Here is a 20898-nt window from a genome sequence, read left to right on the forward strand (position 1 = left end):
TCCCCCTCTCTCCTCCTCTCCCCCTCTCACTTCACTGAGCCGCCCCAACTCCTTGGAGGTCACCAGTGTTCGATCTCTCCGCCGTCGATCTGCTCGACGCGTTCACCCGTCAGCTCCGGCTGTGCAAGCTGCGCGAGGGTGAGCATGTCGTCGTGCTCGCCGAGCCGGACAGCCGCGGCGACTACGTGGCGGCCGCCTTCGGCGCCGCCAAGGCCTGCGGCGCACATGTCATCGCGGCCACGGTGCCCGGTGGAACCCCGGCGCCGATGCCCAGCACGCACACCGGCGCCGGCCCCGGCCTGACCTCCGTACTGAACGACACCACGGCCCAGGAGCTGCTCAAATCCGCCGATCTGGTGGTCGATCTGACCCGCGAGGGCTTCATCCACGCCCCGGTCCAGCAGGAGATCCTGCGAGCCGGCACCCGCATCATCTTCGTCTGCGACGCACCCGAGGTGCTGATCCGCAATCTCCCGAAGGAATCGGACAAGGAGGAGGTGCTGCGCGGCGTCGAGCTGCTCAAACGGTCGTCGGTGATGCGGGTCAGCTCCGCCGCCGGAACCGATCTGACAGTCCAACTCGCCGGGTCCAAGCCGGAGTTCCAGTGCGGCTTCGCCGACGACCCGGGCCGCTGGGATCACTGGCCGAGCACCATGGTGCTGTGCTGGCCGGAGGTCTCCGACGGGCAGATCGTGCTCGCGCCGGGTGACATCCTGCTGCCGTTCAAGGAGTACGTCCGCGAGCCGGTGACCCTCCAGATCGCGGGCGGGCACATCGAGAAGGTCAGTGGCGGCGCCGACGCCGATCTGCTCACCACCTTCTTCGAGGACGCACAGGACACCTGGGCGCGCAGCCTCTCCCACATGGGCTGGGGCCTGATGCGCAGCGCCGACTGGTTCGCCACCGCCCTGTACGGCAAGGACGAGCTGATGGGCATGGACGCCCGCGCCTTCGCGGGCAACTTCCTGTGGTCCACCGGACCGCACCCGGTGCTGGGCCGCGAGTCGTACGCACACCTCGACATCGCGATGCGCGGCTGTTCGGTGTCGGTCGACGGGACAGATGTCGTCACGGACGGCCGGCCGGCCGACGACCGGTGACCCGCGGCGGCCGGCCGACGGTCACCGAGCACCCCGCTTGTCACAACCTCCTGGAGGAAGAGTGGTGTCCAGCCAGTCGTACGAAGTCACCATCGCCGGCGGTGGCCTGGGCGGTCTGACCGCCGCACTGGCGCTGCGCCGGCGCGGTCTGCGGGTCACGGTGCTGGAGCAGGCGGACCGGCTGGGCGAGGTCGGGGCGGGGATCCAGACCGCGCCGAACGCCAGCCGGGTGCTGCTCGGGCTCGGGCTGCGGCGGCAGCTGGAGGCGATCCATACCGAGCCGCTCGACCAGGTCAGGCGGCGCTGGAAGGACGGCAGCGTCATCGGGCTCACCTCGCTCGGGCAGTTCTGCAAGGACCGGTTCAACGCCCCGTACTGGCACTACCACCGGGCCGATCTGCACCGCGTGATCATGGAGGCCTGTCTGGATCCGGCGGGTCCCGGCCCGGTGGTCGAGATACACACCGCGAGCCGGGTGGTCGCACTGGACCGCTCGCGCCCCGAGCGGCCGGAGGCCCTCACCGAAGACGGACGGCGGTTCGCCTGCGACGTGCTGATCGGGGCGGACGGCGTCCGCTCGCAGGTACGCGAGCTGATGGGCGCGCCCGACACCCTGCTGTTCTCCGGCGAGATGGCGTTCCGGGCGCTGATCCCCGGAGATCTGATCGCCGCCGATCCGGCGACGCGCTGGCTGGTCGACCGCTTCCAGAGCACCATTTGGTACGGGCCCCAGCGGCACCTGGTGCACTACATGATCCGCGGCGGCGAGTACCTGAACGTGGTGGCGTGTGTGCCGTGCACGGCCGAGGTCGCCGAGAAGTGGACCGTACCGGCGACCGCGCAGGACCTGGTGGAGGCGTTCCCCGGCTGGGACGACCGGGTGCCGGCGATGCTGTCGAAGGCCAAGGAGAACGTCAGCTGCTTCGCGCTCTACCACCGGCGGCGGGACCCGGTGTGGATGGACGGGCGGATCGCGCTGCTCGGCGACGCCTGCCACGCCATGCTCCCCTACCAGGCACAGGGCGCCTCACAGGCGATGGAGGACGCGGCGGTGCTGGCCGAGGAGCTGGGCGCGGTCACCGCCTCCGGGGTGGAGGGCGCGCTGCGCCGCTATGTCGACCGGCGCGCCCAGCACGCCGGGATGGTGCAGGACGCGTCCTTGCAGAACAAGGCCTTCTACCACTTCGCCGACGGCCCCGAGCAGCGGGCCCGGGACGAGAAGCTGCGGCGCTTCGACGGCGAGTCGGATCTGTCCTACGACTGGCTGTGGCGCGGCACGCCCCTCAACAACCCCGATCCGGTCGCGTTTTCCTACCAGTTCGCCCGCTGAAACGTTCGCCCGCTGAGCCCTGGAGTTCATGTGAAAACAGGCGATCAGATCGTTCAGGAACTCCCCTGGAAGTGGGGGGTGCAAGGCAAGATCTTCCTCATCGGTGGCCTCGGCTACCTCTTCGACGCATACGACATCGCCCTGAACGGCTTTCTGATGCCGCTCCTGGGCGAGCACTTCCGGCTTTCGCTCGCCGACCGGAGCCTGGTCGCCACCGCGAACCTGGTGGGGATGGCGGTCGGCGCGGTGGCCTGGGGCGCGATCGCGGACCGGATCGGCCGTAAGAAGGCCTTCAGCGTCACGCTGCTGATCTTCGCGCTGTTCTCGGTGCTGGGTGCCTGCGCCCCCACCTATCCAGTCTTCCTCGGGCTGCGGTTCCTGGCCGGGGTGGGGCTGGGCGGGTGTATCCCCGTCGACTACGCCCTGGTGGGCGAGTTCTCGCCGCGGAAGTACCGGGGGCGGGTGCTGACCGCGCTGGATGTGTGGTGGCCGGTCGGGGTGACGCTGTGCGGTCTGGTGTCGACGGCCATGGTGACGCTCGAGGGCGGCTGGCGGTGGATGCTCACGGTGATGAGCGTGCCGGCGCTGCTGTTGTTCTGGGTGCGCCGCGGTATTCCCGAGTCGCCGGTCTATCTCACGAAGCGAGGCCGGGAGGCGGAGGCGCGGGCCGTCATCGATGCTCTGGTGGCCCGTACGGGTGCGGTGCCGGAGCCGTATGTGATTCCGGCGCCGGTGGCCGCCGTGCGGTCCCGCGGCCCGCGCGCGGTCGCCGAACAGCTGGGCCGTATCTGGTCGTTCAGCCCCCGCGTCACCTCGGCCGCCTGGCTGCTGTTCGTCACCATCATGCTCGTCTACTACGCGGCGCTCAGCTGGATGCCGTCCCTCCTCAAGGAGCAGGGTCTGGCCGACACCGCGGCGTTCATGAGCACCACGGTGATGAGCGGCGTCGGCATCGTCGGGGTGCTGGTGTCCACGGCGCTGGTGGATCTGGTCGGGCGCAAATGGCTGATCGGTGTCACGGCGCCGCTCGCCTCCCTCGCGCTGGTGGTCTTCGCCCTGGTGATCAAGATGCCCACCGGGTCCGTCGTCGCCATCGGGGCCTTCGGCTTCCTGATGCAGCTGACCATCCCCGCGCTGTATGCGTACGTGGCCGAGCTGTACCCGACGCGGCTGCGGGCCAGTGGCTTCGGCTGGGCCTCGTCGGTCAGCCGGGCGCTCACCGGATTCGCGCCGCTGCTGTTCGGCACGGTGATGTGGCCAGTGCTCGGGCTGCCGCTCACCTTCGGGGTACTGGGCCTGGCGGTGCTGCTGGCCGTGGGCTGGATGGCGTATGCGGCGCCGGAGACGAAGGGGCGGGCCCTGGACGAGGAGGACGGCACCGCGGAGCCGCCGCCTGTGCCGCACCCCGCCCCGCCGGTACGTCCGACCGCCCGGACAACAGGAGCGCCATGAAACCCGCCGCCTTCCGCTACCACCGGGCCCGCGATGTCGACGGCGCCACCCGGCTGCTCGCCGAGCTCGGCGCCGATGCCAAGGTCATCGCCGGCGGCCAGAGCCTGGTCGCGATGATGAACTTCCGGCTGGCCCGGCCGAGCCATCTGGTCGACATCGGCGGGCTGCGCACACTCGACCACCTGGGCACCGACGCCGACGGCGCCTTGCATATCGGTGCGCTCACCACGCACCACACGGTGGAGACGGCGCCCGACGCGCGGCTGGGCGCGGGCTTCGCCGTCCTGCGTACGGCCATGAGCTGGATCGGGCATCTGCCGATCCGTACCCGGGGCACGGTCGGCGGCAGCATCGCCCATGCCGACGCCACCGCCGAATGGTGTCTGCTGGCGGTCGCGCTGGACGCCGAGTTCGTGGCCCAAGGGCCGCGCGGCGAGCGCCGCATCCGGGCCGCCGACTTCTTCCTGGGGTCGTACATCAGCGCCCTCGACCCGGACGAGATCCTCGTCGAGATCGTCTTCCCGCGGCCCGCGCCGTATGCCGCGCTCACCGAATTCGCCGAACGCCGCGGCGACTTCGCGATCGTGTCGGCCGCGGTCGATCTGGACGTCGAGGGGACGGCGGTGCGCGGCGGCCGGGTGGCGCTCGGCGGGGTGGCGCAGGTCCCGGTCCGCGTCCCCGAGGCGGCGGAGGTACTGGCCGGAGGCGGGTCGTTCGCCGACTGTGCCGAGGCGGCCGCCGCCGCGGCCGATCCGCCGGACGATGCCAACGGCTCCGCGTCGTATCGAAAACACCTGATCAGGACGTTGGTCCGGCGTGCCTGCGAGGAGGCGATGGCCCGATGAAGCCGCTGACGCAGGAGGACGGGCCGCTGATCGGCCGGTCCGTGGCGCGCCGCGAGGATCCCCGGCTGCTGAGCGGGCGCGGCCGGTTCGTCGACGACATCGCGCTGCCCGGCATGCTGCACGCCCAGTTCGTCCGCAGCACCGTCGCCAACGGCACGGTCACCGCCCTCGACCTCACGGCCGTACGGAGCGTGCCGGGCGTGATCGCCGCCTTCACCGCCGACGACCTCGGCCTGGGTGACATCACCGCCCAACTGGGGCGTCCACCGGAGGAGTTCGTGCCCACGGCGATGCCGGTGCTGGCCCGCGACCGGGTCCGCTACGTCGGTGAACCGCTCGCGATCGTCATCGCCCGCGACGCCTACGCCGCCGAGGACGGACTGGAGGCGGCCCGGGTCGGCTATGCCGTACGGGCGCCGGTGACCTGCGAGGAAGCGGCGCTGGCGGCCGACGCACCACTGGTCCACGAAGAAGCGCCGCGCAACACCCTCGTCGACGTCTCCCTGTTCGCCACAGAAGGCATCGACGAGATCTTCGCCGCCGCCGACCGCGTCGTCCAAGTCCGCAGCCGCACCGGCCGGCAGAACGCGCTGCCGCTGGAGACCCGGGGCGCGGTGGCCCACTGGGACGACCGCGAGGAGCAGCTGGTGCTGGAGACCTGCACCCAGGTCCCGCACCAGGTCAGGACGGTGGCGGCGCGCTGTCTGCGGCTGGACGAGCGCGCCGTGCGGGTCCGGGTCCCGGACATGGGCGGCGGTTTCGGCCTGAAGTGCGTGGTGGGCCGGGAGGAGATCGCCACCGCGGCCGCCGCGCTGCGCCTGCGCCGGCCGGTGAAGTGGATCGAGGACCGCAAGGACGCGCTCACCGCCTCCTTTCTGGCCCGGGAGCAGCGCTACGACGTACGTGCGGCGTTCTCCGCCGACGGCCGGATTCTGGGCCTCGATGCGGAGGTGGTGTGCGATATGGGCGCCTACTCCTGCTATCCCTTCACCGCCGGCATCGAGCCGCTGATGGCGTCCGCCGAGATGCCGGGCGTCTACCGGGTCCCCGCCTATCGGGTACGCGGCCGGGCGGTCACCACCAACAAGGCGCCCACCGCGCCGTACCGGGGCGTGAGCCGGCCGCAGTATGTGATGGTCGTGGAGCGGCTCTTCGAGCGCGCGGCCCGGGAGCTCGGCCTGGACCCGGTGGAGATCCGCCGCCGTAACCTGATCACCGAATTCCCGTACACCGGCGTCAACGCCATCACCTACGACCCGGGCTCCTATCTGGAGTCGCTGGACCTGTGCGAGCGCACCCTCCGCGACGAGGGCTGGTACGCACGCCAGGCCTCGGCCGCATCCGAGGGGCGCCATCTCGGCATCGGCTACGCCTGCTTCAGCGAACGCACCGGTTACGGCTCCGCGGCCTTCGCCCAGCGCAAAATGGAGGTGGTGCCCGGCTTCGACATCTCCGAGGTCCGGATGGACACCAGCGGCGCGGTGACCGTGACCACCGGCACGATGAGCCACGGCCAGAGTCACGAAACGACGATGGCGCAGATCGTTGCCGATGAACTCCTCCTGGATATCGGCAAAGTGAAGATCCATCAGGGCGATACGGACCGGATCACCTACGGCTGGGGCACCTTCGCCAGCCGGTCGATCACGGTGGGCGGCAGTGCGGTGCGGCTGGCCGCGGGCAAACTCGGCGACAAGCTGCGGCGCCTGGCCGCGGCCCGCTGGGACATCCCCTGGGAGGAGACCGAGCTCGGGCCGGGTGCGGTACGCCACCGCGACGACCCGGCGCGCACCCTCGGCTACGAAGAACTGGCCGACCTCGCCTACCTCAAGGCACACCTGTTGCCCAAGGACCTGGAACCGGGCCTGACGGCGACGGCCACCTTCGACGTCTTCAACGACGGAACGTTCTCCAACGCCACCCACGGCGTCGTCGTCGAACTCCACGAAGGCACCGGCCAGGTGGAGATTCTGCGCTATGTCTGCGTCGAGGACTGCGGCGTGGCCATCAACCCCCAGGTCGTGGAGGGCCAGTGCCGGGGCGGGATCGCCCAGGGCATCGCGGGCGCGCTCTTCGAGCAGGTGACGTACGACGCCCAGGGCGAGCCGTCGGCCACCAGCTTCATGGACTACAAGGTGCCCACCGCCCAGGAGATCCCGGACGTGGCCGTCCACCATCTCGAAACGCCCTGCGCGTTCACCGAGACCGGCGCGAAGGGCGCCGGCGAGGGCGGCACCATCGGCGCCCCCGCCGCCGTGCTCAACGCCGTCAACGACGCCCTGCGCCCCACCGGCGTCGAGCTCGACAACACCCCGATCACCCCGGAAGCGGTGCACACCGCACTGCTGCGGACCCGGCCCCTGGAGCACACCCCATGACCGACCTGGACACCCACTCCCCCGCGCAGCCGGAGCTGCAGCTGCTGACCCTCGAGGTGAACGGCGAGCAGCACGAGGTGATCACCGAACCGCGCCGCACGCTGGTCGACGTTCTCCGGCACGACCTCCGGCTGACCGGCACCCACGTCGGCTGCGAGCACGGCATCTGCGGCGCCTGCACGGTCCTCGTCGACGACCGGCCGGCACGGGCCTGCCTGATGTTCGCGGCGCAGGCGGAGGGCGCGCGGATCCGCACCGTCGAATCGCTCTCCGAAGGCGGCCCGGAGAGATCCGAACTGAGCGATCTGCAACGGGCGTTCAGCGAGCATCACGGTCTGCAGTGCGGCTTCTGTACGCCCGGTTTCCTGATGCTCGCCGAGGGGTTTCTCGCCGAGCGGCCGCAGGCGACCAAGGAGGAGATCCGTGAGGTGGTGGCGGCCAACCTGTGCCGCTGCACCGGCTACCAGTCCATCGTCGAGGCGATCGACGGCTGCGCCACCGCCCGGCGCGCCGCGAAGGAGCGATGAGCATGCAACTCACCCACAGCGTGCCGGTGACGGCCGCCCCCGACGAGGTGTTCGCCCTGATGAACGACGTACGGCGGGTGGCGTCCTGTATGCCGGGCGCGGCGCTGGAGGGCCAGGACGGCGACTCCTGGCGGGGCCGGGTGACGGTACGGGTCGGTCCGATCACCGCCGCCTATGCCGGCACCGTCCGCTTCCTGGAGGCCGACGCCGGACAACGGCGGCTACGGGTACAGGCCCGGGGCGCCGATACGCACGGCAGTGGCGACGCGGAGGCGGAGGTGACGCTGACCGTGGCCGAGGCGCCGGAGGGTGCGCGGCTGGAGCTGTCGACGGATCTGATCATCCGCGGCAAACTCGCGCAGTTCGGCAAGGGCGCGATCGGTACGGTGTCGCACCGGATTCTGGAGCAGTTCGCCGGGAATCTGGGCGGGCTGCTGGGTGCGGAGGAGCACGCGGGGGCTGCGGCCGGAGCGGCCGCGTCTGCGCCCGCCGGCGCGGCCGCCCCCTCCCCCGCTGCCGAACTCGACGGCCTGGCCCTCCTCACCGGGCCCAAGGTCGCCAAGTACGCCCCCCTCGCGGCCGCTTTCGCGTGCGGCGTGTTCGAGGGGTGGCTGCTGGGCCGGCTGCACTGCCTGAGCCGACAGGTCAAGGAGGCTCGGCGCGCATGAGCACCAGCCACTACGGACCGGACACCGACCGCACCTACGCACGCGCCGGATTCGGCGCCCCGGTACACCGCGGCCGGCGCCCCGCGCTCGTCGTCGTCGACCTCACCCGCGGCTTCACCGAGGCCCGTTTCCCCTCCGGCGCCGACCTGAGCGACGTCGTGGCCGCCACGGCCGAGTTGATCGACGCGGCCAGATCCACCGACGTCCCGGTCATCTTCACCGCCATCGCCTACACCGCCGCCGAGGGATCCGGTGACTCCCTCGCCTGGCTGCGCAAGGCACCGGGCCTGCGCGCCCTGGTCGAAGGCGGCGAAGAGGCCGCCCTGGACCCGCGGCTGCCGTACCGCCCTTCAGCCGACCTGCTGGTGATCAAAAAGGGCGCGTCGGCGTTCTTCGGCACCTCGCTCGCCGCCACCCTGACCGGCCTCGGCTGCGATACGGCGGTGATCTGCGGCGCCACCACCAGCGGCTGCGTACGGGCCACCGCGGTCGACGCCGTACAGTCCGGCTTCCCCGTCCTCGTCCCCCGCGCCGGCGTCGGCGACCGCGCGCAGGGCCCGCACGACGCGGCCCTCTTCGACATCCAGGCGAAGTACGGCGATGTCATCGAACAGACAGAGGCCGTCGACTATCTCGCCGGGCACCCGTCCCACCGCGCCTGAACAGCCCCCTCATATCCTCCAGGAGGTCTCCGTGCCGCACACCCCACGGGCCGTCTTGCAGTCCGCCCTCGCGGATCTCGCCGACATCCCGGCCACCAGCCGATGGGTCCGCTCCGGCGCCGCCCGGCTGCATGTCCTGGACTACGGCGGCACCGGCCCCGCCCTGGTGATCCTCCCGGGCATCACCAGCCCGGCCGTCACCATGGACTTCGTCGCCCGTGAACTCACCGGTCCGGTACGCCCGTTGGTGGTCGACATCCGCGGCCGCGGACTGTCGGACGGGGGCGGCAGCTACGGCCTGGAGGAGTACGCCGAGGACACCGAGGCCCTCGTGACGGGGCTCGGGCTGCACCGCCCGCTCCTCCTCGGGCATTCGATGGGCGCGCGGATCGCCGCCGTGGTCGCGGCGCGCGGCAAGGTGGCCACCGGCGGCAGCGTGCTGGCGGACCCGCCGATGAGCGGCCCCGGACGCGGGCCCTATCCGACCACCCTGGAAGCGTTCCTCGGCCAGCTGGCACAGGCCGAGCGCGGTACCGACGCCGATGAGGTGGCCGCGTCCTGGCCGCGGTGGCCGCGCCGGGAACAGGAGCTGCGGGCCCGCTGGCTGTCCAGCTGCGAGCGGCGGGCGGTCACCGCCACCCACCGCGGCTTCGAGACCGAGGACTTCTTCGACTGGTGGCCCTCGGTCGCCGGCCCCACGGCGCTGCTGTACGGCGCGGACAGCCCCGTGGTGACGGCGGCGGGCGTGGCGCAGGCACGCACGCTGCTGCCCTCGGCCTCCTTCACCGCGATCCCGGACGCCGGCCACATGATTTTCTGGGACAACCCGCCCGCCGCTCTGAGCGCTCTACAAGAAGCGCTGGGCCCGATGCTTGGGTGATCGTCCGACCGTTGCGAAGCCGTCGGCGCGGCGTCGGCGCACCGTGATTGAGTTGCCTCATGGCTGATGAGAGCGCTTCCTTTGACCTCGCGCCCGCGATTCCGCAGGCCCTGACCGCCGCGCCCGGCTACCAGGTGCGCCGTCTCCATCAGGCGTATCTCGCGATATGGGTACGCGCGGTGGACGCGACGCTCACCGGGCCGCAGTTCGCGGTGCTGACGGCCGTTGACGCGGCCCCGGGGCGCGACCAGCGGTCGATGGCTTCGGCGGTGGCCCTGGACACGTCCACGATGGCGGATGTGGCCCGGCGGCTGGAGAACCGCGGTCTGCTGGAACGCCGTACGGACACCGCCGACGGCCGCCGCAAGCTGCTCTATCTGACCGACGAGGGTGAACGGACCCTCCGCGACGCCCACGACCGTGCCCGCCGCCTCGACGAGCGGCTCCTGCAGCCGTACGACGACGCCCAGCGCGCCGACCTCATGCACCTGCTCACATCCCTGGCCGACCACTGGGAGGGCCTGGCCGGGGACTCCTGACCGCACCCGTCGTCCCGCACGGGTGCCGCCCCGCCCTTCCCGAGGAGCACCCGTGACAGACACCCGGCACCACACCCGCCACCGCGCCAACCACCGCCCCCACCAGCCCATCGACCATCACATCGGCCTGATAGTCCCCAGCTCCAACCTCACCATGGAGACCGAGCTGCCCCGGATGCTGCACGAGCGGGAACGCGAGCGCCCCGAGGACCGCTTCCTGTTCCACAGCAGCCGGATGCGGATGCGGCACGTCACGCCCGAGCAGCTGCGCGGCATGAACGCCCAGACCGAGCGGGCCGCGCGGGAACTGGCCGACGCCCGGCCCGATGTCGTCGCCTCCGCCTGCCTGGTGGCCATCATGGCGCAGGGCCCCGGCCATCACTGCACCGCCGAGGCCGAGATCACCGCCGCGCTCCGCGGCGAGGGCGCGCAGGCACCGGTGGTCTCCAGCGCGGGCGCGCTGCTGGACGGTGTCGCCGCGCTCGGCGCACGCCGCATCGCCGTCATCACGCCGTATCTGAAGGACCTCACCAGGCTAGTGGCCGACTACATCGAGGATGCGGGGGTGGAGGTGGTCGACGCGCTCAGCCTGGAGGTCCCGGACAACCTGGCGGTCGCGCGCCTGGATCCCGCCGCCCTCCGCGACCACTGGCAGAAGCTCGATCTGCGCCGGGCCGACGCCCTGGTCCTCTCGGCGTGCGTACAGATGCCCTCGCTCGCCTCGGTCCAGCCGGTCGAGGACGCGGCGGGGCTGCCGGTGCTGTCGGCGGCGACGGCCACGACGTACCGCATCCTGCAGGAACTCGGCCTGGAGCCCCGGGTACCGGGAGCGGGCCATCTGCTGAGCGGCTCGGTCCCGGGGCCGGACGCCGGGCGCTCGGCGCCCCGTCACTGAAGGAATGCCGAAGCGGCATTCCGGTCATGCGTCGGAATCACGGTCACGGTGTCCGGCAGCGCGTGCAGACGGTGGAGGGTGGCGAAGGCGGCATCGCGGTCGGCGTCGACGAGTTGGCCGGGGAGGGGGGCCTTTTCCCGTAGGTGGGTGATCTGCGCGGAGTGCCAGGCGGCATCGCCGGCGAGCAGCACCGAGCGGCCGTCGTCGAGGGCCAGGAGTACGCCGACACTGCCCGGCGTGTGACCGGGGAGTCCCACGAGGAGGACCGATCCGTCACCGAAGAGGTCATGGCTCCGAGGGAATGTCAGGACCGGGCGGTCCTCCAGTTCCACGAAGGCGCATTGCCGGCCGCCGAGGGGTTTCGCGACGATGCCCAGCGGTGTCACGTCGGCGAAGGCGAAATCGTGCTCCGCCCGGTTGGTGGTGACGGGGAGGGAGGGCGGAAGTTCGAGCAGACCCGAGACGTGGTCCCAGTGGAGGTGGGTGGGGAGGGCCAGGTCGATATCGGCCGGTGTCAGGCCGACGGATTCCAGCATGGCGGCCATACCGGAGATCGGGCGGTCGGGGCTGACCAGCAGCCGCAGCGCGGTGGGCATATCGCGCAGGACGCGCTCGTGGACGTTCGCGCACATCGCCGGGTCGATCAGGATTCTGGCCTGGGGGTGCTCGACGAGGAAGCTGGTCATGCCGAGATCGACCGTGAGCGGCCGCCATACCCCTTCGGCCACCACGGCACGCGGGGCCCGCTGGGTGCCGTGGATCAAGGGCTTGAACTTGACGGTCCGGCTCGCCTTGGGCACGCCCGCGTCGGACAGCCGCGACAGCAGCCGGCGGTCGGGCTGCCGGGGCCGCAGCAGACGCGCCGGCATGGCGGCCAAGGCCCGGCAGCACGCCCCGACCGCGGCCAGCTCTCCGACCTGCCTGACACCCACCTGGTTCATTCCGTCGCCTTCCTGACCTGACGCCCCGCCAACTGCCCATCGCTGACCTGAACTTGCATTCTAGTTCGCCGCGATCAGGCGAGAGCCCCCGGCCCGGTACTCGCCGCCTGCGTAGCGGCACCGGTTCTCTTCCCCGTTCCCCCGCTCACCCCGTTCACCCACTCACCCCGTTCGCCCCGTCGGCCGCCGTCGGGGCGAACGGCCGTCGTGGGCAGACAGGCAACGCCGTCTGCCGCCGGGATGACGGCCCGGATGCGGGGCGCGGGCGCGCCACCGGCCGGAAGTCGTGGTGCCATGGAGGGAAGGCCCGGACCGGCGACCCGGCGACCCGGCGAGGAGGCCCTGACGAAGGGATGCGGCATCATGAGCGGCGCGCCGTCCCTGGCCGCGTGCCTGCGCTCGCTGCGGGCCGTGGTCTTCGATACCGACGGGGTGATCACCGACTCCGCCCGGCTGCACGCCGCGGCCTGGAAGGGCGCGTTCGACGCCGCTCTGGCGGCCGCCGCCGGACAGCGCCCGTTCGATGCGGTGGACGAATACCTGCGGTATGTCGACGGGCGTTCCCGGCAGGACGGGGCGGCCACGTTCCTCGCCTCCCGGGGGATACGGCTACCGCGCGGGGAGCCGGACGACGCGCCCGGCACGGACACCGTGGGGGCGGTCGCGGCCCGTAAGGACGAGCTGTTCACGGCCGCTCTGCGGACGGCCGGCGCCGCCCCCTGGCCGGGTACGGTGCGCCTGCTGGAGGTGCTGCGGCGCGAGCGGGTGCCGTGCGCCGCCGTCTCCGCCTCCCGGCATGCGGCGGAGCTGCTGTCGGCGGCGGGCGTGTGCCCGCTCCTGGAGACCGTGGTGGACGGCAACGAGGCGCAGCGGCTGGGGCTGCCGGGCAAGCCGGATCCGGCGCTCTTCGTGGAGGCGGCCCGGCGGTTGGGGATGCCCGTCCAGGACACCGCCGTGGTGGAGGACGCGCCGGCCGGTGTGGAGGCCGGCCGCCGCGGCGGCTTCGGCCTGGTGGTGGGCGTGGACCGTACGGCGGGCCCGACCAGCGCGGCCGACCTGCGCCGCAGCGGCGCGGATCTGGTCGTGGCCGACCCGGGCGAGCTGCTCACCGCCGGGGAGGGCCGATGACCTCGGCCTGGACCTGGTCGTACCACGGCTACGACCCGCAATCGGAGCGGCTGCGCGAAACGCTGTGCGCGCTCGGCAACGGCTACTTCGTCACGCGGGGCGCGGCGTCGGAGACGCTGCCCGGCCCCGCGCACTACCCGGGCACCTATGCGGCGGGCTGCTACAACCGGCTGACCTCCACGGTGGCGGGCCGGCAGGTCGAGAACGAGGACATGGTGAACCTCCCGAACTGGCTGCCGCTGCGCTACCGCATCCGCCCCTCGGACGCGCCCCCGGGCCCCTGGCTCTCCCCGGATCATCCGCAGCTGGCGGAGTACCGCCAGACGCTGGATCTGCGGCACGGCACGCTGACGCGCTGGTCGACGTACGAGGACGAGGACGGCCGGCGGCTACGGGTGAAGCAGACCCGCCTCGTCCACATGGAAGACCCTCATCTGGCCGCGCAGCGCACCCTGTTCACCGCCGGCGGCTGGGCGGGCGAGGTCGAGGTGGAGACGGGGATCGACGGCGATGTGCGCAACGAAGGGGTGGCGCGCTACCGGGACCTGGCCAGCCGGCACCTCGACGGATGGGACAGCGGAACCGAGCACGACAGCGGAGCCGAGCACCACGGCGGAACCGAGCACCACGGCGGAGCCGAGCACCACGGCGGAGCCGACCAGGGCGACACCGTGTGGCTGACGTGCCGCACCCTCGACTCCGACGTTCGGATCGCGCTGGCCGCCCGGATCCAGGTGGGTTCGGGGCAGGCCGTGCCCCCGCGGACGACCGAGCGCACACCGCAGCGGGTCTTCCAGCGGCTGCGCCTCCCCGTCCTCGGGACCGGGTCGACCGGCGTCGTCGACAAGACGGTGGCGCTGCACACCTCGCGCGACCCGGCGATCGGCAGCCCGCTGCACGCGGCCGTCGACGGTGCGCTCGGAGCGCCGGATTTCCCCCGGCTGCTGGCCTCGCACCGCGCCGCCTGGGAGCACCTGTGGCAGCGGGCGGAGCTGGACGTGCCCGGCGAGTCGGGCGCCATCCTGCGGCTGCATCTCTTCCATCTGCTGCAGACGCTCTCGCCGCACACCGCCGAGCTGGACGTCGGGGTACCGGCACGTGGGCTGCACGGTGAGGCCTACCGAGGGCACGTCTTCTGGGACGAGCTGTTTGTGCTGCCGTTCTTGAATCTGCACTTCCCGGAGGTCTCCCGGGCGCTGCTCGACTACCGCCACCGGCGGCTGCCCGCGGCCTGCCGGGCGGCACACGAGGCGGGCCGGGCGGGGGCGATGTACCCGTGGCAGAGCGGCAGCGACGGCCGCGAGGAGACCCAGCAGCTGCACCTCAACCCGCAGTCGGGGCGCTGGCTGCCCGATCACTCACGGCTCCAGCACCATGTCGGCTCGGCGGTCGCGTACAACGTCTGGCAGTACTGCCAGGCCAGCGGCGACACGGAATTCCTGTACGGCCATGGCGCGGAGATGCTGCTGGGGATCGCCCGGTTCTGGGCGGACTGTGCGTACTGGGACCCGGGCATCGGCCGGTATCGCATCCGTGGGGTCGTCGGGCCGGACGAGTATCACGACGCCTATCCGGGAGCGGCGGAACCGGGGCTGGACGACAACGCGTACACCAATGTCACCGCCGCATGGGTGCTGATGCGGGCGCTCGAGCTCGGTCGCGCGCTCCCCGAGGCGTGCCGCCGGGAGTTGTGCGAGGACCATCACCTGGACGAGGAGGAAATGGCGCGCTGGGACGACATCGCGCACCGGCTGTATGTGCCCTACCACCGGGGCGTCATCAGCCAGTTCGCGGGCTATCAGGACCTGGCGGAACTCGACTGGGCGGAGTACCGCAGGCGGTACGGCGACATCCGGCGGCTGGACCGGATCCTGGAGGCCGAGGGCGACACCGTCAACCGCTATCAGGCCTCCAAGCAGGCCGATGTCCTGATGCTCGGGTACCTCTTCTCGCCGGACGAACTCGCCGAGGTCTTCGGGCAGCTCGGCTACCTCCTCGACGACGACATCTGGCGCAACACCGTCGAGTACTACCTGTCCCGTACGAGCCACGGCTCGACGCTGAGCGCCCTGGTCCACGCCTGGGTGCTGGCGCGGGTACGGCATGACGACGCCTGGGCGTACTGCGAGGAGGCGCTGATCGGCGATGTCGCCGATCTCCAGGGCGGCACCACCACGGAGGGCATTCACCTGGGCGCGATGGCGGGCACCCTGGATCTCGTCCAGCGCGGGATGACCGGCCTGGAGACCCGCGACGGTGCGCTTTGGCTGGCGCCGGCGCCGCTGCCCCAGCTCTCGAAGTTCGCGGTACGGATCCGCTATCGGCGGAACTGGGACATCGGCCTGCACCTGCGTGCGGAGCGCATACGGGTCGCCGTGCCGGACGGCGGCAACGGGCCGGTGCACGTGCGGCTCGGCGGACGGATGTTCACGGTCGCGCCCGGGACGACCCGATGGCTCGACCTCCCGACGACCGCCTCCGGTTACCCGGCCCAATGACCCGACCCCATGAGAAAGGGAACCTTGCCATGACCGCGAGCACGGACCTCCTCATCGATGCTTTCGGGCGCATCCAGGAGACGGTCGACGACGTCCTCTCCGGACTCGGCACCGACGAACTCAGCGCCCGCATCGACGACGACGCCAATTCGATCGGCTGGCTCGTGTGGCACCTCACCCGCATCCAGGACGATCACCTCGCCGACGCGGCCGGCACCGAGCAGATCTGGACCGCACAGGGCTGGTACGAACGGTTCGCCCTGCCGTTCGCGGACGCCGACACCGGATTCGGCCACTCCCCCGAGGACGTGGCGGCGGTACGGGATGTGAGCCGGCAACTGCTGAACGGCTATCACGAGGCGGTGCACGACAACACGGTCCGGTACGTCAAGGGGCTCCACGTCAAGGACCTCGAGCGCATCGTCGACGCGGGCTGGGCGCCACCGGTCACGCTGGGGGTCCGGCTCATCAGTGTGATCGCCGATGATCTGCAGCATGCCGGGCAGGCCGCGTTCATCCGTGGCGTGCTGCGGCGCGGGTAGTGCGCCACAGCGGCCTGCCGCTCTCCCCCGCCAATCGGGCGAGACGCCGATAGGCCCGCCGAAAACGCGGAACACCTGGCTTGGTGTGACGTTCCGCCGCGCGCACCGCCAGGCGCCGGCCCGACCAGAGAGGAAGCGCGGTGCACGCTGCCGACCAGGCGTTGCTGCGCCTCGCCGACCCGGTCGCCCGGGTGGCACTGCTCGACGACACGGTGCTCAGCGGCATCGCCGCACTCTGCTACGACCTCGACCCCCTGTCCTTCGCCGCCCCGAGCACCGCCGTCTTCGACCGCGTCGACCTCGTGCCGTCGCTCGCCCGCCGGGCGACGGTCCGCGGGCGGTGGAGCCGTACGGGCGAGCCGATGCCGGTCGACGGCGAGTGGGCACTGGACGGAATCGGTGACCCCGCGCCGTTCGCGGACGGCGTCTGGTCGGGCAGCATCGTGGTCCGCGCATCCCGCACGGACACGCTGCCGGTCCTGGTCGCCTTCCACACCGCCAACGCCGACGCCTTCTCCCTCCGCGCCATGCTCCAGGCCACCGCACGCGGCCGGCGGGCCCTGGAATCCGACGGCTGGTACCCGGTCGCCACGGCGGCCGACAGCGTCCCCCGCCGCATCCGGCGCAGCTGCTCCTGCTGGCTGCTGCCGGGCGAGGTGTTCGACGACCCGGCCTGGCCGGGCGCGGACGACGGCACGTCCGAGGAGCGGCGGACGGCACGGCTGGCCACGGCGCGGAGATGGCTGGGCGCCGAGGGGGTGGCCGTGGTGGTTACGGCCTGAGGCCGGCCGGTCTCCCCGCCGGCGTGCTGGACGCGCGGATCACCAGCTCGGGGGCGAGCCGTACCGTCCGGCGGGATCCGGAGCCGCCGCTGCGGTGGGTGAGCAACCGGGTGGCCTCGGCGGCCAGTTCGCCGACGGGCTGGCGGACGGTGGTCAGGGCCGGGTCGGCCAGGCCCGCCAGGGGAATGTCGTCGAAGCCGGTGACGCCGACCTCCCCGGGGACGTCGGCGCCCAGCTGGCGCAGCCGCTGCAGCGCGCCGACGGCGATCAGGTCGTTGGCGCAGACGAGGGCGTCCGGCCGCGCGGGCCAGATGCGGTCCACGGCGGCGCGGCCCCACTCCACCGAGAAGTCACCGAGCTCGACGCGTCCGGGTGCCTGCGGGTCCAGCGCCCCGGCGCCCGCCTCGTACGCCACCCGCCGCTCGACGGCCGCCGACGCGGTACCGGCCGCGCCCACGAAGCAGGGCCGGCGGCGGCCCGTGGCGGCCAGATGCTCCAGTACGAGGGCCATGCCGGCGGCGTTGTCGACGGCGACCGAGTCGGCGACGCCGGGACCGCAGCCGCGGTCCAGCAGCACCAGCGGCACCCGGCCGGCGGCGTCCGTGACCGCGTCCCGGCTGCGGCGTTCATCGACCGGTATGAGCAGCAGGGCATCGACCTGCCGGTCCAGGAAGGCGCCGATCCGGGCCGCCTCGGTCAGCGGGTCGTCGTCGCAGTCGGCGAGCAGCACGGCCCGGCCCTCGGCGTGCAGGGCGTGCTCCAACTCCCTTACGAGGGAAGGGAAGAAGGGGTTGGTGATCTGCGGCAGGACGAGGCCGACGGTGCCGGTGGAGCGGCTGCGCAGGGCGCGGGCGACCTGGTTGGGGCGGTAGCCGAGGCGCTCGGCGGCCTCTCGTACGGTGCGGGCGGTCTCGGCGCCGACCGGGCGGGTGCCGGCCAGAACCCGGGAGACGGTGGCGATGGAGCAGCCGGACGCGCGTGCGACGTCCTTCAGGGTCACTTCGGCCACGCTGGTGCGCCCCTTTGCGCTCGGGCGCCGGTGCGCTCGGTCACGATGGCGGCAAACGTTATCACCGCCTACTCGCCGTGTCCGTACCGGCTGGTATCCGGTCGTATGGCTCACATTTCGTTGACATCCGGCGGAACGATGAGCGACATTCCCGGAGAACGTTTTCCCGAGGTAGCAGCCTCCTGCGGCGCTCCGAAGAGACTTCACCCCGCACCACCCTTCCGCAGAGCAAAGGGGCTCGTCCGTTGGCCAGAAAGATCATTCTCGACTGCGACCCGGGGCACGACGACGCGGTCGCCATGCTCCTGGCCCATGGCAATCCCGATGTCGAGCTGGTCGCGGTGACGACCGTGGTCGGGAACGCGACGGTCGAAAAGGTGACCCGCAACGCCCTGTCCGTGGCGCGCATCGCCGGGATCACCGGCGTCCCGTTCGCGGCCGGCTGCCCGCGTCCCCTCGTGAGGGACATCGAGACGGCGCCGGAGGTCCACGGCGATTCCGGCCTGGACGGTCCCGAGCTGCCCGAGCCCACCCTCGAGCTGGACCGCCGGCACGCCGTCGACCTGATCATCGACACGGTCATGGCCCATGAGCCGGGCGAGATCACCATCGTCCCGACCGCCGGTCTGACCAACATCGCGATGGCCGTGCGCAAGGAGCCGCGGATCGCGGAGCGGGTGCGTGAGGTCGTCCTGATGGGCGGCGGCTACCACGAGGGCAACTGGAGCGCGGTCGCCGAGTTCAACATCAAGATCGACCCCGAGGCCGCGCACATCGTCTTCAACGAGAAGTGGCCGGTCACCATGGTCGGCCTGGACCTCACCCACCAGGCGCTCGCCACCCCCGAGGTCGAGGCGAAGATCGCCGCCGTCGGCACCAAGCCCGCCACGTTCGTCCTCGAGCTGCTGGACTTCTTCCGGGAGGCCTACCGGGAGAACCAGGGCTTCGAGCACCCGCCGGTGCACGACCCCTGCGCCGTCGCGTACGTCATCGACCCGGACGTGATGACCGTCCGCAAGGCCCCGGTGAACATCGAGCTGCGCGGTGAGCTGACTCTCGGTATGACCGTGACGGACTTCCGTGCGCCCGCCCCGGCCGACTGCACCACGCAGGTGGCGGTCAAGCTCGACCACGAACGGTTCTGGAACCTCGTGGTGGACGCGCTCGAGCGGATCGGCGACGTAGCGGCATGAGCACTTCCACTTCTCCCTCCGTTGCCACCTCCGCGACGGAGACACGCTCCTCCGGGGCGCCGCAAGGATCCGGTGTTCGGATAGGTGTGCTGGTCGCCGCGCTGCTGGTGGCCTGCTTCGCCTTCCAGCTCAATGCGAGCATGCTCAGCCCCGCGCTGAAGAGCATCCAGGACACCCTCGGCGCCAGCTCCGCGGAGATCGGCCTCACCCAGACCGCGTTCTTCACCTCGGCAGCGCTGTTCTCGCTGTTCCTGCCGCGGCTGGGCGATGTCATCGGCCGCCGCAAGGTACTCGCCGGAATGCTCGGCCTGATGGTCGTCGGCTGTGTGGTCGCCGCGCTGGCGACCAGCGTCCCGATGCTCTTCGTCGGCCGCATCATCCAGGGTGCGTCCGGTCCGGTCGTCCCGCTGTGTCTGATCATGCTGCGGGTCGAGGTACAGGAGCCGAAGCGCTACGGCACGCTGCTGGGCGTGATCACCGCCGTCAACGGCGGCATCGCCGGCGTCGACTCCCTCGCGGGCGGCTACCTCGCCGACCACCACGGCTTCCAGTCGGTCTTCTGGGCGATGGCGGTGGTCGCGGCCGTGGCCACGGTCCTCATCGCCACCCTCACGCCCGAGTCGAAGGCGTCCGCCGCCTCCCGTATGGACTGGCCCGGAGTCGCTTTTCTCGTCGTCTCCATCGGCGCACTGCTGACCGCGCTGAACGAGGCCGGCAAGCTCGCCGCGGCCGACTGGAGTCTGATCGCCGTCCTCGTGGCCGTGGCCGTGGCCGCGTTCGCCGCCTTCTGGCGCACCGAGAACGCCAGCAGCCACCCGCTGGTCGCCACCCGGCACCTCAAGCAGCGCGCCACCTGGGCGACGCTGCTGACCACCGTGCTCACCATGACCGGCGTGTTCGCCGTCATGAACGGCCTGATTCCGGCGTTCGCCCAGGATGCCCAGGCCGGACTCGGTATGAGCGCCGAACAGTCCGCCTGGTGGACCCTGACCCCGTACGCCCTCGCCGGACTGGCCATGGGACCGGTCGCCGGCCGCCTCGCCGCCACCTTCGGCTACGGCCGCATCCTGCGCCTGGGGCTCATCGGCGCGGTGGTGACCGTCGTCCTGATGCTCCTCACCCTCGGCAGCCACTCGCACCTCCTGCTGCTGGCGGCTTCCCTTCTGGTGGGCATCACCTACGCGGGCGTCGCCAACATCGTCCTCAACGGGCTCGGCATCGTCCTCTCGCCCAGCGAGAACCCGGGCTTCCTGCCCGGCCTGAACGCCGGCGCCTTCAACCTCGGCGCGGGCCTGAGCTTCGCCCTCCTGTACGCCGTCACGACCGCCTGCGCACCCGCGGACCCCACGTCGCCCGCCGGGTACACGGCCGGCATGATCGCGGGCGTCGTCATCATGGCCCTCGCCATCGCGACGTCGTTCCTGATCCCGAAGCCGGTCGCGGCGGAGGCACAGGGCTGAGCGAACGCGAAGGCGCTGGGCTGAGCGAACAGCACCACGCATCCGGGCGAACCGCCCGCCGACGGATTC

The 20898-nt window shown here is 71.8% G+C and carries 19 protein-coding genes; 17 read left to right on the forward strand and 2 right to left on the reverse strand.

Annotation, left to right across the window (positions count from 1 at the left end):
* The first annotated feature begins 65 nt into the window (after positions 1–65).
* The 11 genes from ACZ4S3_RS21130 (at position 66) to ACZ4S3_RS21180 (ending at position 11276) form a co-directional block, all read left to right on the forward strand.
* Positions 66–1100 (forward strand): 2,5-dihydroxypyridine 5,6-dioxygenase NicX family protein, encoded by a 1035-nt coding sequence (locus ACZ4S3_RS21130; protein ID WP_467936338.1) that lies wholly within the window; start codon positions 66–68, stop codon positions 1098–1100.
* Positions 1101–1161: 61 nt separating this feature from the next.
* On the forward strand, positions 1162–2430 hold the full coding sequence (locus tag ACZ4S3_RS21135) for an FAD-dependent monooxygenase (RefSeq protein ID WP_467936340.1): 1269 nt from the start codon (positions 1162–1164) through the stop codon (positions 2428–2430).
* Positions 2431–2460: 30 nt separating this feature from the next.
* On the forward strand, positions 2461–3882 hold the full coding sequence (locus ACZ4S3_RS21140; RefSeq protein WP_467936342.1) for an MFS transporter: 1422 nt from the start codon (positions 2461–2463) through the stop codon (positions 3880–3882).
* On the forward strand, positions 3879–4727 hold the full coding sequence (locus tag ACZ4S3_RS21145) for an FAD binding domain-containing protein (protein ID WP_467936344.1): 849 nt from the start codon (positions 3879–3881) through the stop codon (positions 4725–4727). The genes ACZ4S3_RS21140 and ACZ4S3_RS21145 overlap by 4 nt, the downstream gene beginning before the upstream one ends.
* Positions 4724–7105 carry a xanthine dehydrogenase family protein molybdopterin-binding subunit gene (locus ACZ4S3_RS21150; RefSeq protein ID WP_467936346.1) on the forward strand — a complete coding sequence of 794 codons (2382 nt, stop codon included), beginning with the start codon at positions 4724–4726 and terminating at the stop codon, positions 7103–7105. The genes ACZ4S3_RS21145 and ACZ4S3_RS21150 overlap by 4 nt, the downstream gene beginning before the upstream one ends.
* Positions 7102–7632, forward strand: a complete 531-nt coding sequence (locus ACZ4S3_RS21155; RefSeq protein ID WP_467936348.1) for a (2Fe-2S)-binding protein — start codon at positions 7102–7104, stop codon at positions 7630–7632. Before ACZ4S3_RS21150 ends, ACZ4S3_RS21155 begins: the two co-directional genes overlap by 4 nt.
* Before the next feature lie 2 nt (positions 7633–7634).
* Entirely contained in the window at positions 7635–8300 is a 666-nt protein-coding gene (locus tag ACZ4S3_RS21160) for an SRPBCC family protein (protein WP_467936350.1), read from the forward strand.
* Entirely contained in the window at positions 8297–8962 is a 666-nt protein-coding gene (locus tag ACZ4S3_RS21165) for an isochorismatase family protein (protein WP_467936352.1), read from the forward strand. Before ACZ4S3_RS21160 ends, ACZ4S3_RS21165 begins: the two co-directional genes overlap by 4 nt.
* 31 nt (positions 8963–8993) lie before the next feature.
* Entirely contained in the window at positions 8994–9842 is an 849-nt protein-coding gene (locus tag ACZ4S3_RS21170) for an alpha/beta fold hydrolase (protein ID WP_467936354.1), read from the forward strand.
* 59 nt (positions 9843–9901) lie between these two features.
* Complete coding sequence (locus ACZ4S3_RS21175; protein WP_467936356.1) at positions 9902–10381, forward strand: MarR family winged helix-turn-helix transcriptional regulator; 480 nt, start codon at positions 9902–9904, stop codon at positions 10379–10381.
* Positions 10382–10490: 109 nt separating this feature from the next.
* A complete protein-coding gene (locus tag ACZ4S3_RS21180; protein WP_467936483.1) occupies positions 10491–11276 on the forward strand; it encodes a maleate cis-trans isomerase family protein in 786 nt (261 codons plus the stop codon).
* Here the strand turns inward: ACZ4S3_RS21180 and ACZ4S3_RS21185 are convergent.
* Positions 11270–12217 carry an MBL fold metallo-hydrolase gene (locus ACZ4S3_RS21185; RefSeq protein ID WP_467936359.1) on the reverse strand — a complete coding sequence of 316 codons (948 nt, stop codon included), beginning with the start codon at positions 12215–12217 and terminating at the stop codon, positions 11270–11272. The two genes, ACZ4S3_RS21180 and ACZ4S3_RS21185, sit on opposite strands and share 7 nt — an antisense overlap.
* A gap of 363 nt (positions 12218–12580) precedes the next feature.
* Here ACZ4S3_RS21185 and ACZ4S3_RS21190 point away from each other — a divergent pair, with 363 nt between their 5' ends.
* The 4 genes from ACZ4S3_RS21190 to ACZ4S3_RS21205 all read left to right on the forward strand — a co-directional run bounded on the left by ACZ4S3_RS21190 (position 12581) and on the right by ACZ4S3_RS21205 (position 17167).
* Positions 12581–13345, forward strand: a complete 765-nt coding sequence (locus ACZ4S3_RS21190; protein ID WP_467936361.1) for an HAD family hydrolase — start codon at positions 12581–12583, stop codon at positions 13343–13345.
* Positions 13342–15843 (forward strand): glycoside hydrolase family 65 protein, encoded by a 2502-nt coding sequence (locus tag ACZ4S3_RS21195; RefSeq protein WP_467936363.1) that lies wholly within the window; start codon positions 13342–13344, stop codon positions 15841–15843. Before ACZ4S3_RS21190 ends, ACZ4S3_RS21195 begins: the two co-directional genes overlap by 4 nt.
* Before the next feature lie 29 nt (positions 15844–15872).
* The gene (locus ACZ4S3_RS21200) at positions 15873–16385 is read left to right on the forward strand and encodes a mycothiol transferase (RefSeq protein ID WP_467936365.1); all 513 of its coding nucleotides are present in this window, start codon (positions 15873–15875) and stop codon (positions 16383–16385) included.
* 140 nt (positions 16386–16525) lie between these two features.
* Positions 16526–17167 carry a hypothetical protein gene (locus tag ACZ4S3_RS21205; RefSeq protein ID WP_467936367.1) on the forward strand — a complete coding sequence of 214 codons (642 nt, stop codon included), beginning with the start codon at positions 16526–16528 and terminating at the stop codon, positions 17165–17167.
* Here the strand turns inward: ACZ4S3_RS21205 and ACZ4S3_RS21210 are convergent.
* Positions 17157–18176, reverse strand: a complete 1020-nt coding sequence (locus ACZ4S3_RS21210) for a LacI family DNA-binding transcriptional regulator (protein ID WP_467936369.1) — start codon at positions 18174–18176, stop codon at positions 17157–17159. The genes ACZ4S3_RS21205 and ACZ4S3_RS21210 overlap by 11 nt on opposite strands.
* A gap of 245 nt (positions 18177–18421) precedes the next feature.
* Between ACZ4S3_RS21210 and uriH the strand changes: the two genes are divergently transcribed.
* Both uriH and uriT read left to right on the forward strand, forming a co-directional pair.
* Positions 18422–19369, forward strand: a complete 948-nt coding sequence (gene uriH / locus ACZ4S3_RS21215) for a uridine-preferring nucleoside hydrolase UriH (protein WP_467936371.1) — start codon at positions 18422–18424, stop codon at positions 19367–19369.
* Positions 19366–20829 carry a uridine transporter UriT gene (gene uriT, locus ACZ4S3_RS21220; protein ID WP_467936373.1) on the forward strand — a complete coding sequence of 488 codons (1464 nt, stop codon included), beginning with the start codon at positions 19366–19368 and terminating at the stop codon, positions 20827–20829. Before uriH ends, uriT begins: the two co-directional genes overlap by 4 nt.
* The last annotated feature ends 69 nt before the right edge of the window (positions 20830–20898 follow it).

This window comes from Streptomyces sp. NPDC028368 (genome assembly GCF_055565615.1).

Coding starts and splice junctions, on each gene's coding strand:
- ACZ4S3_RS21195 (WP_467936363.1), top strand. CDS start 13,342: ATGACCTCGGCCTGGACCTGGTCGTACCACGGCTACGACCCGCAATCG.
- ACZ4S3_RS21175 (WP_467936356.1), top strand. CDS start 9,902: ATGGCTGATGAGAGCGCTTCCTTTGACCTCGCGCCCGCGATTCCGCAG.
- ACZ4S3_RS21145 (WP_467936344.1), top strand. CDS start 3,879: ATGAAACCCGCCGCCTTCCGCTACCACCGGGCCCGCGATGTCGACGGC.
- ACZ4S3_RS21185 (WP_467936359.1), bottom strand. CDS start 12,217: ATGAACCAGGTGGGTGTCAGGCAGGTCGGAGAGCTGGCCGCGGTCGGG.
- uriT (WP_467936373.1), top strand. CDS start 19,366: ATGAGCACTTCCACTTCTCCCTCCGTTGCCACCTCCGCGACGGAGACA.
- ACZ4S3_RS21150 (WP_467936346.1), top strand. CDS start 4,724: ATGAAGCCGCTGACGCAGGAGGACGGGCCGCTGATCGGCCGGTCCGTG.
- ACZ4S3_RS21155 (WP_467936348.1), top strand. CDS start 7,102: ATGACCGACCTGGACACCCACTCCCCCGCGCAGCCGGAGCTGCAGCTG.
- ACZ4S3_RS21200 (WP_467936365.1), top strand. CDS start 15,873: ATGACCGCGAGCACGGACCTCCTCATCGATGCTTTCGGGCGCATCCAG.
- ACZ4S3_RS21190 (WP_467936361.1), top strand. CDS start 12,581: ATGAGCGGCGCGCCGTCCCTGGCCGCGTGCCTGCGCTCGCTGCGGGCC.
- ACZ4S3_RS21160 (WP_467936350.1), top strand. CDS start 7,635: ATGCAACTCACCCACAGCGTGCCGGTGACGGCCGCCCCCGACGAGGTG.
- ACZ4S3_RS21165 (WP_467936352.1), top strand. CDS start 8,297: ATGAGCACCAGCCACTACGGACCGGACACCGACCGCACCTACGCACGC.